We start from the raw sequence: 11,667 nt of genomic DNA, 5'->3' as shown, positions 1-11,667 counted from the left end.
GTTGGAGCCGGTTTTCGCACTCACGACCGTCTCACGCCTCGCTCAACCAGACGTCGGCGAGTCGCTTGCCCTGGTAGATCGGGCTCGGCCAGAGGTTCTGCACCCGGTCTCCGGCGATGGCGTAGTCGAACTTCTGGATCGGGTAGATGGCCTGGCAGATGTCCACTTCCATGCGCGTCTGCATCTGCCGGTAGATCTCGGCACGCGCCTGCTCGTCGAGCTCCGCGCGCGAACGGTCCAGCAGTTCGCCCAGCACCGGGTCGTTGATCTGGGCGTAGTTCTCGATCGAATCGGGCTCGAAGTCCCGCCACACCTGGTCGGGCAGGTGCACGCCGCGCAATGCCTTGGCCATCGCGAAGTCGTGGTTGCGGCGCCGGTCGATGCCGGTGCCCGGATCGACGATCTCGATGTCCATCCGCACACCGATCTCGGCGAGGTCGGCCTGCATCCACTGCGCTTCGCGGACGTCCTCGTCATCGACGCGCTGCACCAGCAGTTTCGTGGCGAATCCGGTCGGCAAACCCGCCTGCGCCAGCAGCGCTTTCGCCCCAGCCGGGTTGAACGGCCGAATCTTCAGGACTTCTTCGCGGGTCAGCGCCCCGGGGCTGGTGTCGGGGCGCAGCATCGACGTCAGGTTGAAGTGGCCCCGGATGTTCTCACCCATCCCGACCCAGTCGATGGCCTGCACCACCGCCTGCCGCACCCGCAGGTCGTCGAACGGTTCGACCGCGGGGTTGAGGTAGATGCTGATCGGCGCGCCAGGGGCCTCGATGATGGTGAATCCGCCCCTGGATTCGAACTGCTCGGCCACGTTCACGTCGCTGGTGGTCCCGATGTCGAGGCGCCCGCTGCGCAGGGCCGCTGTGATGGCCGCGGTGTCGGTCAGGATCGGGCGCCGGATCTCGTCCAGGTAGGGCCGTCCCGGGATGAAGTAGTCGGGGTTGCGCCGGAACGCCCACTCGACGTCGGGGGTGTGGCGTTCCAGGATGAACGGACCGGTCCCGATCGCCTGGGTCGCCAGGTCGAACCGGCCCTCGACGCCCTCGCGGGGCAGGATCATGTTGAAGTGGTAGGCCAGGTAGTCCAGCAGCGGGCTGTAGGGACGGCTGAGCGTGAACACGACGGTGCGATCGTCGCGCGCCACGATGCTGGTGACCGCTTCGATCATCCACTGGTGCACCGTCGTCGCCTTCCGCAACGCTTCGAAGGTGGCCACCACGTCGTCGGCGACGAACGGGCGCCCGTTCAACGGCGGGATGTTGTGCCAGCGCACATCGCCGCGCAGGTAGAACGTGTAGGTCAGCCCGTCCGACGAGATCTCCCAGGATTCGGCCAGATCCGGCACGATCTCCAACCCCCTGGTGCCGGGTCCGGTCTTGAACTCCACCAGCTTGCTGTAGACCGTGCCGGAGATGAGTCCCATCGCCGTGGGATCGCTGGTTTCCAGCGGGTTGAGCCCCCTGGTGATCTCCCCGGGGCACTGCATCACCAGCGTGCCGCCCGGCCGCGGATCACCGACCGGGCCCGAGGTGCGACCACCACCGCCGCAGGCCGACAGGGAGAACGGCGCGGCGAGCGCTGCGACCAGCAGCGTGCGGCGCTTCACGACGACTCCCCCGGTAACGCGACGGCAGTCCCGGCCGACGCGGCGTTGATGTCGTTGCCGATGCGCGGGTTGGCCCCGGTGGCCGAGGCTCGTCCCTTCGATGAGATCTTCACGGTGCTCCTGTCTCCGACCGGTTGTCGCGCCTGAAGCGCGGGGGTGTCTCGGGGGCGTGGCCGGATTCGGCTCGTTGCGCGGCGCTGGCCAGGCTCGGGGCCAGCTTGGCCAGCAGGCGCCGACCCCACCAGCGCCGCCCGTCCCGGTCGAAGACCGACCGTTGCAGGCGCGGATCGAGGTGGTCGCGCAGGGCGTCACCGAGCAGGTTGAAGCTGAACACCGCAAGCGACAGCACAACCGCTGGGACGATGATCATCCACGGGGCGCGCTCGACGTAGCGCACCGCGTCCGAGAGCATCAGGCCCCACGACGGGGTCGGCGGTGGCGCGCCGATGCCGAGGAAGCTCAGCGCCGACTCCGCGATGAGCACCGCGGCGAGCAGCAGACTGCCCATGGTGAACACCGAGGCGAACATGTTGGGCAGCACGTGCCGCACCAGGATGCGGGGCGTGCTCGCCCCGGTGGCCCGCGCGGCCTCGACGTAGCGCTCCTCGCGGATGCGCAGCGTCTCCCCGCGTGCGATCCGGTTGAACGACGGGGTGATCACCACCGTCAACGCGATGATCGTGTTCCGCATCGACGGCCCCAGGATCACCGCGATGAACAGCAGCAGCACGATGCCCGGAATCGCCTGCACGGCATCCATCACCCGCTGCACCACCACGTCCACGGCCCGGCCGAAGTAGCCGGAAACCACCCCGATCGCGGTGCCCAGCACCAGGCTGATCCCGGTGGTGGCCACCCCGATGATCAACGATGTGCGGGCACCGTAGATGGTGCGGCTCAACACGTCGCGCCCCAGATCGTCGGTGCCGAGCAGGAACGCCGCCGACGGCGGATCCAGGATGCTGCGGCGGAACTGCTCGTACGGATCGTGCGGCGCAGCCCACGGCGCCGCCACCGCCACCAGCACGAAGAGGCTGATCAGCAGCAGCGCGGCGGCGCCCAGCGGTTGGGCGCGCACGAACCCCCGCAATGCCTTTCGCACTCCCGATTCCGGTCGCGCTCGGCTCACGTCAACGCCCTCCCGGTCCGGATGCGCGGATCGACCAGCGCGTAGAGCAGGTCGATGAGGATGATCGTGATGACGAACAGACCCGCGTAGAAGATGGTGCAGGCCACCACCACCGGGTAATCCCGATCGAGCACCGCCTGGTAGATCAGCTGCCCGGTGCCCGGAATCGCGAACATCTGCTCGATGATCACCGTTCCGCCGAGAACCGTCGCCAACTCCAACCCGAGCAGCGTCAGCACCGCGATCGTCGAATTCCGCAGCGCGTGCTTGAGCACCACGGTCCGCTGCCGCACGCCCTTGGCCCGCACCGTGCGGATGTAGTCCGATCCCAACGACTCCAACATGGACGAACGCGTCATCCGCGCCACCGCGGCCATTCCGGCGGTGCCCAACGCGAAGACCGGGATGACGATCTGCTGCGCCCACGACGCGAAGTCCTCGCCCGGTCCGGTGTAGACGATCGGCGGCGACCACGCGAACCACAGCGCCAGCATCGTCAGCAGCAGCAACGCCACCACGAAGTTCGGCACCGACAGGAACGCCACCGCGAACAACCGGACCGCACCGTCGACCGCCGAACCGCGGGTGACCGCGGCGATCACGCCGAAGGCGATCCCGAGCACCGAGCCGACCGCCATGGCCAGCAAGCCCAGTTGCGCGGTCACCGGAACGCGGTCCAGGAACAACCCGACCACCGGCTCCCCGCTGTAGAACGAGGTGCCCAGGTCGCCGTGCACGGCGTTGCGCAGCCAGTCCCACAGCTGCACCCAGACCGGTTCGTCCAGCCCGAACGACGCCCGCATCGCATCGGCTTCCGCCTTGCTCACCCCGGTGTCCTGCAGTTGCAGGCTCACCGCATCGCCCGGCACCAGCCGCATGACCACGAACACCAGCACCGTGACCAGGACCATGACCACCGCGCCGTAGGCGAACCTGCGCAGCGTGTAGCCGATCATCGGGGGCTCACCTCCTGCCGCGCGTCGAACAGGTGGCAGGCCACCGTCCGATCGGCCGAAACCCGTTGCATGACAGGGACTTCCTGCTGGCAGCGCGGCATCGCATGTGGACAGCGGGGGTGGAACCGGCATCCCGACGGCGGATTGCTCGGGCTGGCGGGCTCACCGCGGGGCACCGCGCGGCGCCGGTGGCGACCGCTGCCTTCCGCCGGGGAGTCCGCAATAGCCGAAACCAGCATCGTGGTGTAGGGATGCCGTGGATCGGCGAACAGCGCGTCGCCGTCGCCCTGTTCCACGATCTCCCCGAGGTACATGACGCAGACCTCGTCGGACATGTACCGCACGACGTTGAGATCGTGCGCGATGAACAGGTAGGACAGGCCGAGCTCGCTCTGCAGCCGCTTGAGCAGGTTCAGCACCTGGGCCTGCACCGAGACGTCCAGCGCCGAGACCGCCTCGTCGCAGACGATCAGGTCCGGTTCGGTGGCCAACGCCCGTGCGATGCCGATCCGCTGCGCCTGCCCGCCCGAGAACTGGTGGGAGAACTTGTAGAGGTCACCGGCGCCGAGCCCGACCCGCTCCAGCAGGTCCACCACCCGATCCACCCGTTCCTTCCCGGTGGCCAGCCGATGCACCACGAGCGGTTCACCCACCGCATCGAGCACCCGCATCCGGGGGTTCAAGGAACCGAACGGATCCTGGAAGACGATCTGCATGCGCCGCCGCAGCGCCCGCAGCTGCGCCCGCGAGGCGCGCAGCAGATCGACCCCGTCGAAGCTCAACTCGCCCGAGGTCGGTTCGAGCAGGCGCAGGGCCAGCCGGGCGACCGTCGACTTCCCCGAACCGGACTCGCCCACCAGGCCCACCGTCCGGCCGCGCGGGATCGTCAGCGAGACCCCGTTGACCGCCTGCACCACGCTGCGCCGCGAACGGAAGTGCTTCACCAATTCGCGCGCCTGGAACAGCGGGGCCGCCTCGGCGGATGGCAGCAGCCCCGATCCGGCCGTCGACAACACGTCACCCGACACCGTGCACCTCCCTCTCGTGCAGCCAGCACCGGCTGGCCCTGGTCGGCCCGAGTTCGAAAAGCGGTGGCTCCTCCGCCGAGCACCGGTCATGCACCGCCGGGCAGCGCGGGTGGAACCGGCAGCCCGGAGGTGCGTCCGCCGGAGCGGGCACGCTGCCCGCGATCGCCGACATGGGACGATCCCGCGGCGTCGCCGGTGTCGGGATCGCCTCGATCAGCGCCCGGGTGTAGGGATTTCGCGGCGCGCGCAGCATCTCGGTGACCGGGCCGTGCTCCACCACCCGCCCGGCGTACATCACCACCACGCGGTCGGCCATCTCGGCCACCACCCCCATGTCGTGGGTGATGAACAGCAACGCCGTCGCGCGCTCGCGCTGCATGGTGCGCAGCAGATCCAGGATCTGCGCCTCGACGGTCACGTCCAGCGCCGTGGTGGGTTCATCGGCGATGATCAGCGCTGGCTCGCAAGCCAGCGCGATGGCCACCATCACCCGCTGCTGCTGGCCACCGGACAACTCGTGCGGGTAGGACCGCATTCGCCGTTGCGGATCCGGCAATCCGACTTCCCGCAACAGGTCCACCGCGCGCTCCCGGGCCTCCCGACGGGAGAGCGTTCGGTGCACCCGCAGCGCCTCGACCACCTGATCACCGATGGTGAACAGCGGGTCCAGCGAACTCATCGGGTTCTGGAAGATCATGGCGATCTCGGCGCCGCGCAGTCGGCGCAGCCGCTCCGGATCGGCGCCGACGAGTTCTTCGCCGCGCAGCAGCACCGAACCTGCGGCGATGCTGCCGGAGCCGAGCAACCCCAGCACGGCGAGCGAGGACACGCTCTTGCCGGAACCCGACTCGCCCACGACAGCGACCGTCTCGCCGGGCAAAACCGTGAACGACACACCCGCGACCGCGTGCACCGGCCCGGTCGGAGTTGGAAAGCGGACGTGCAGATCGCGGACATCGAGCAGCGGAGGGGACGGCATCGTCGGCTCTCCTTCATCACCTGGTGACGTCAGGGATGCGAATATGCGGCGGTGACAGCCTGATCGGCGAGTTCCGTGGAGGCTGGTAGGGGGCGGCGGTTGTTTCGGTTGCGGTTGCGGGGCTATCCGTGAGATCTACCGAGGACTTGAGCATCGGAAGCCGTCGCGTACGCCGCCCGGCGCCGCGCGGTGACCTCGACCGCGAACCCATCGTGTGTGATCCGTGCTTCGGACACTACGACCCGACGATTTCAGCCCGCCACGACCTTTTCGCGCGACGAAAGAGTCGTGAGCGCGAAAGCGCGCTGAAGCACTCGCGAGTACCCGGCCGATCCGGATCGCTAGGCTGTAGCCCACGTTGTTCGGGTGAGAACCGGGGTTTCCGCGCACGGCGGTATCGGCGTTGGCGGGACCGGTCCCCGGCCGGATTGGTAGCGTCCGCCGCATGGCGAACAGGCCCATGTCTCGCACCGGAATCGTCGTCTGGATCGTCTTCGCGAGCACGGTACTCCTGGGGCCTGTCGTCATAATCGGGTGGAAGATCGTCGAGGCCCTCTCCTCGGTCGACGAGACGACCTCAGCACCGACCGCTTCGCCGTGCGCCACCGGCACCGAGGCCGCGCAGCGCACTCCGATCAACCCGGCCGCCGCGCCCTATGCCGGAGTCGGCCCGCATCCAGCCGCCGTCATCGGGTCCGAGCCGCCGAACCTCCCCACCGAATGGACGGCGGCCGAGGACGACGGTCGACTGCAACTCATCGTCTGCCAGCAGCTGATCGCCACCGGTGCGGCGGAGCCCACCACCTGCGACTACGGACCCGCGTACCCCCTGCCCGGCTCCGGCGACTCCGAGTCCGAACCCGATGTCGCCGGGGAGTCGGAGCCGATATCGCTGACCATCGTCGAAGCCACCTACACCTACGAGGTGTTCGAGGCCAGGACCGCCAGGCCGGTCACCACCGTCACCCTCCAGGGCAGCGAATCGTCCTGCCCCGGCACGGTGGGCTCGTGGGCCTCCTCGGAAACCGTGCTGCCGAAGAAGGTCAGCGATGCCGAACTGACCGGTGCACTACGACCCGTCATCACCGAACCCGCCCCCTGAACCGCCACACCGACCCGAGCGGACAAGGACTCACCCGGCCAACAACACATCCTGCCTCGCGCTGCGAGGCCCAGTTGTGGCTTGACCCTGACACTGGTGTCAGTACTTACGGTCGATGGCATGAGCGGGAGAGCAGTACGCATCGGGGAGTTGTCGAAGCGCACCCGGCAGTGCGAACGACAGCTGGGGGCGCGGTGAAGTTCGGGATCTTCACCTTCATCACCGACGAGGGCATTCGTCCCGGCGTACTTGGCAGGGCGTTGGAAGAACGCGGATTCGATTCGTTGTTCATTCCCGAGCATTCGCACATCCCCCGCGGTTCAACAGCGCCCGACGGAACGGCACTCCCGCGCGAGTACTACCGAACGCTGGATCCGTTCATCGCCCTCACCGCAGTGGCGTCCACGACGCAGAGCCTGTTGCTGGGCACCGGCATGGCGCTGCTGATCCAACGCGACGTCATCCACACCGCCAAGGAGGTCGCGAGCCTCGACCTGCTCTCCGGCGGCCGCGTGATCCTCGCCGTCGGCGCTGGCTGGAACCGGGCCGAAATGCGCAACCACGGCACGGATCCACGCAGCCGAGGACACCTGATGAACGAGCAGTTGGCCGCGCTGAAGGTGCTCTGGACCCGCGACGAGGCCGAATTCCACGGCGAGCACGTCAACTTCGGCCCGATGAGCATGTGGCCGAAGCCGGTCCAGCAGCCGCACCCGCCGATCTACATCGGCGGCCACAGCCCCGCGGCGCTGGCCCGGGTGGCCGCGCACGGCGACGGATGGTTCCCGTTGCAGGTCACCCCCGCCGATATCGCGCGAGCACGCGAATCGCTGGCCGAACAGGGCCGAGCCGCCATTGCCATCACGATCCCCGCTGGGCGAGGCGAACCGAGCATCCTCGACGAGTACACGGAAGCCGGGGCGGACCGCGCGACCTTCCACCTGCCAACGATGCCGGAATCCGCCACGCTCCGGAAACTGGACGAGTTCGCCGCGTTGATCAGCCGCTACCGGAACTGAGTCCCCAGCGTTTCAGCACCGATGCATCCGATCGGTCACTTCTCGCCTTGGGCGACGTCGGACGCCGGTGCCCCGCCGAAAACCTGGCGGGGCACCGGGGTCCGAACCGCAGCGGCTACCCCTGGGTGACCTGCACGGGCACCGTCGTGGTCGTGCCGTTCACCGTCACCGACAGCGCACCGCTGCCCGGCCGCAGCGCGGTGAGCACTCCGGTGCGCGGGTCGTAGCTGGCGATGTCGTGCGGCCCCGCCTGCTCCACCGGACCGACGTGGACGCCCCGCGCACCGAACCAGTCCGCGCTGACCGGATACGCCACCGGCACCGGGGTGCCGTGCTGGGTCACCGCCGCGCGCACGGTGGTCGTCGTACCGGTGCGCAGTTCGCCGACCGGATCGATGGCCAGGCCGTCGACGTGCGGCCGGAACTCGACGCGCAACCACGACCGCTCGGAACGTGCTTCGGGGGCCGTGCGGTGCCGCTCGCCCTCGGGTGCGCGGTCGCCGTTCGGGTCGATGCCCACCAGCGACCAGCCGTTGAACCCGCCGTCACCCGGCAGCGTCGAGGGCGTCTTGCCGCTGTTGCCGTTGACGATGTACGGGACGCCGTCGACGCTGTTCGCCGAGAACGAGCCGACGTGCGACCCGATGAAGGCCGCGCCCTTTCCGGTGTCGCGGCGGAAATCGGACAGCCACTGCTCGACGACCTCGGCTTCGGTGCGGTCGGTCAGCTGGCTGTTCTGCAGCGGCGAGGGATCGCGCGGCGGGTGGTGCCACATCGCGACGACGCCGTTGATGCCCGCGTCCTTCGCCGCGCCGTCGAGGGCGTCGCGCAGCATCGTCCACTGGTCGAAGCCGCCGCCGCTCAGGGTGCCCAGCGACGAGTCGAGCAGCACGAACCGCGTGCCGTTGTGGTCGAAGGTCCGGTGCGTTTCGCCGAACTCCTGCCGGAAGTTCGTCTGGTCCCCGGAGCCGTAGACCTCGTGGTTGCCGGGGTTGTAGTACCACGGCACCTCGTCGCCGATCTCCTCGTCGATGACGCGGTGCGCGAGCGCGAGGTCCTCGGGATATCCGGTGTCCACCCAGTCGCCGTTGATGACGATGAAGTCCGGGTTCGCCGCCACCGCTTCGCGCAGCGTCCGCCGGGCCGCTTCGACCAGCGGGCTGTTCGGGTCGGCCGCGATGAACTGGGCGTCGGAGACCACCGCGAAGCGCCAGCGCCGGTCGTCGGCGCTCACCGAACCGTCCTGCACCACCACCGGATCCACCACCGGCGGCGTGGCGGGCACCTCGACCTGCGGCGCCACCTTGGCCGTGATGTCGTCGACGAGGACGGATCCGGTGTACTGGCGGGTCGCCGAGGTCTCGATCGTGTAGAACCGGCTCACCGTCACCGGGAACGTGACGGTCTGCGGGATCTGCACCTCCACGTACTGCCATCCGGTCCAGGTGATGTAGGGACCGTAGACCGACTGCGAGGTGCCTTCGGCGTCGACGATGGTGAACGCGGTCCACTCCCCCTTGCCCTCGCCGTAAACCCACGCCCCCAGCGAAAGCGGCTGGCCGGGCAGTTGGATGGGCGCCGGAGCGGTGGCGTAGGCGGTCCGCGTCGCGGTCGACTGCGTGAAGTCGTACGACAACTTCAGCGCGGGGCCACCATCGCGGCCGGTGGCGGGTTCGACCGAGCCGCTGCCGCGCGCACTGCCGAACTTCCACTGCGCGGCGTCGGCGAAGTCGGCGACCACGACGTCGTCGAGCCCGACGCTGACCGGCACGTGGGTGACGACGCCGTGCACGGTCGCGGTGACGACGGAACCGACCCGGTCGGCTTTCGCCCGAACCTGGAAGGTGCCTTCCTCGGTGGGTGCGATGTCCAACTGCGCGCGGTCGTAGTCCAACTGGACGTCGGCGGGGTCGATGGGCGCCTGGAACCCGTCGGCGTCGTAGCCGATGAGGCCGAAGGTTCCGCTGGCCCGCGGATCCGCCAGCACCACCTTGTCGACGTCGGCCCGCGTGCGGGCGAGCGGGCCCAGCACCGTCACCGGCAGCCGCCCGGATGCCCCGGCGGCGCCCGCGACCACCTCGGCATCACCGGAGCGCGCGGCGGTGAACGTGCCGTCCTTCCCGATCTTGCCGATGGCGGACGGCTGCACCTGCCAGTGCGGCGCGGCGGCCACCGGAGCGTAGGTCTCGTCGTAGCCGAGCGCCGCGAGTTTCCTCGTCAGACCGGGGAAAACGCGGCTGCGCGACTCGTCCTCCTCGTTCGCGGCGGGCACCACGCGCATGCCGGTGAGGCGACCGCTGCCCTGCGCCGCGAACAGCGCCAGCCCGTTGGGGACGGGGCGCTCGCCGCCGTCGGAGGGATCGTTCTCGACGTCCACGCCCTGCTCACCGGCCTCGCGGGCGACCAGTGTCGAGGAACCACCGCCGTCGAGGTTGAGCGCGTCGTCGGCGCCGAGTTCCTTCATGAACGCGCCGAGTTCCTGGTAGGTCATGCCGCGGCTCTCGCGGGTCCGGCCGTCGATGGTGACCAGGAACATCTTCTTGCCGTCCGCCGAGAATCCCACCGAGGTGCGGGGATGCACCGCCTGGTCGGTCTGCGGCTGCACGACGCCGTCGCGCAGCAGGACGGTGTTGCCGCCGATCGCGAAGGACATCTGGCCGTCCTCGGCACGCGGGGCGTAGTCCAGCGAGACGGCGTCGCCGACCCGCAGCGGTTCGAGCGCGTCCGCCCCGGCGTCCAGGCCGACCAGCACGAACGAGTTCGCCGCGATGGCGCCGGATCCGGCTTCGGTGGCGGTGGCCGTCACCTTGCCGTCGACGACGGTCACCTCGCGGACCCGGCTCGCACCGGCGGTCGCGGGCGACCGGGGATAGCTGCCCCACAGCGAGGTGTAGGCACCGATTCCGCCGACCGGCAGCTGGTGCTGGTTGAGCCCGTCCAGGCGCGCGGTGCGCGGCCCCGGCATGGACACCGAACCTTCCAGGAACATTTCCGTCATCCGGCCGATGCCCTGCGCGTCGACGCCGACCGCGTGGTTCCAGCCGGGGACCGGGCCCTTGACCATGCCGTCGCGGGACACGCCGATGCCCAGCGGGGCCGTGGAGTTGTTGATGTCGAAGAAGTCCCCGTTGACCGCGGCGACCGCGTGCTCGCGTTCGGCCTGTTCGGACAGCGCCTCGCCCTTGGCGACCTCACCTGGGAACAGGTAGTCGCCGGACAGGCCCCGGGAGCCGAGATCGGCGACGAGCGCGTCACCGCGCAGGAAACCGGCGGCGTCCAGCCACTGGAACGAGGTCAGGTCCAGGCCGGGTGCCACCGGCCGCTCAGCCTCGTCGATCACGATGCGCTGGCCGCCGGAATCCCCGAGGACCAGGCTCGGCTCACCGAGCTGGGAAGACGCCGCCGGGGTCCGGCCTGCGGACGGGTCCGCGCCGAGCAGGGTCGGGGCGGAATCGATCGGGGGATCACCGCCCCCGACGGGACCGGCGAGCGCGGGTGCCACCGAGCCCATGACCAGGGCGGCTGACAGGGCACCAGCGCCGAACAGTCGGATGGTCGAAGTTTTCACGGATGAACACTGGCCGAGCCCGACGCCGTCGTTGCGATCTTCCCGTGACCGGCAGGGAAACAGTTCCCCAACGTCAGGCACGGGACGCGACCTGGCTCCCCGCTTGCGCTCGGCATCCTAGCGCCCCCAGGTGCAACGCTCGCACCGGTCCACTGTGGAACCTGCATCTCGCGGAAAGTACCACCACGCACACAATCGGTGCGAAGCACCCATCCCCGAATCACCACGTGCGACTCCGGATCCCGGCGCACTGCGGTGAAATGTCACGCGCGTCGTTTTT

The 11,667-nt window shown here is 69.3% G+C and carries 8 protein-coding genes; 2 read left to right on the top strand and 6 right to left on the bottom strand.

What is annotated here, in order from left to right:
- Positions 1–31: 31 nt before the first annotated feature.
- The 5 genes from ACTWQN_RS32715 to ACTWQN_RS32695 form a co-directional block, all read right to left on the bottom strand.
- Complete coding sequence (locus tag ACTWQN_RS32715; protein WP_443207496.1) at positions 32–1,606, bottom strand: ABC transporter substrate-binding protein; 1,575 nt, start codon at positions 1,604–1,606, stop codon at positions 32–34.
- A 109-nt stretch (positions 1,607–1,715) separates the two neighbouring features.
- A complete protein-coding gene (locus tag ACTWQN_RS32710; RefSeq protein ID WP_443207495.1) occupies positions 1,716–2,708 on the bottom strand; it encodes an ABC transporter permease in 993 nt (330 codons plus the stop codon).
- A 23-nt stretch (positions 2,709–2,731) separates the two neighbouring features.
- Entirely contained in the window at positions 2,732–3,691 is a 960-nt protein-coding gene (locus ACTWQN_RS32705) for an ABC transporter permease (protein ID WP_443207494.1), read from the bottom strand.
- Positions 3,688–4,719: an ABC transporter ATP-binding protein gene (locus ACTWQN_RS32700; RefSeq protein ID WP_443207493.1), complete on the bottom strand. Its 1,032-nt coding sequence runs from the start codon at positions 4,717–4,719 to the stop codon at positions 3,688–3,690. Before ACTWQN_RS32700 ends, ACTWQN_RS32705 begins: the two co-directional genes overlap by 4 nt.
- Positions 4,709–5,698, bottom strand: a complete 990-nt coding sequence (locus tag ACTWQN_RS32695; RefSeq protein WP_443207492.1) for an ABC transporter ATP-binding protein — start codon at positions 5,696–5,698, stop codon at positions 4,709–4,711. Before ACTWQN_RS32695 ends, ACTWQN_RS32700 begins: the two co-directional genes overlap by 11 nt.
- A 445-nt stretch (positions 5,699–6,143) precedes the next feature.
- Here ACTWQN_RS32695 and ACTWQN_RS32690 point away from each other — a divergent pair, with 445 nt between their 5' ends.
- Together ACTWQN_RS32690 and ACTWQN_RS32685 are read left to right on the top strand one after the other, a co-directional pair.
- Positions 6,144–6,800, top strand: coding sequence for a hypothetical protein (locus ACTWQN_RS32690; protein ID WP_443207491.1), 657 nt, complete (start codon positions 6,144–6,146; stop codon positions 6,798–6,800).
- Positions 6,801–6,994: 194 nt separating this feature from the next.
- Positions 6,995–7,819 (top strand): LLM class F420-dependent oxidoreductase, encoded by an 825-nt coding sequence (locus tag ACTWQN_RS32685; protein WP_443207490.1) that lies wholly within the window; start codon positions 6,995–6,997, stop codon positions 7,817–7,819.
- Positions 7,820–7,934: 115 nt separating this feature from the next.
- On the opposite strand, the gene ACTWQN_RS32680 is transcribed toward ACTWQN_RS32685, so the two are convergent.
- A complete protein-coding gene (locus tag ACTWQN_RS32680) occupies positions 7,935–11,387 on the bottom strand; it encodes a phosphodiester glycosidase family protein (protein ID WP_443207489.1) in 3,453 nt (1,150 codons plus the stop codon).
- Positions 11,388–11,667 lie beyond the last annotated feature (280 nt).

The sequence above is a fragment of the Saccharopolyspora antiqui genome (assembly GCF_052246905.1).
Taxonomy (GTDB): Bacteria; Actinomycetota; Actinomycetes; order Mycobacteriales; family Pseudonocardiaceae; genus Saccharopolyspora.
This window is presented reverse-complemented; position numbering and strand designations above follow the sequence as displayed.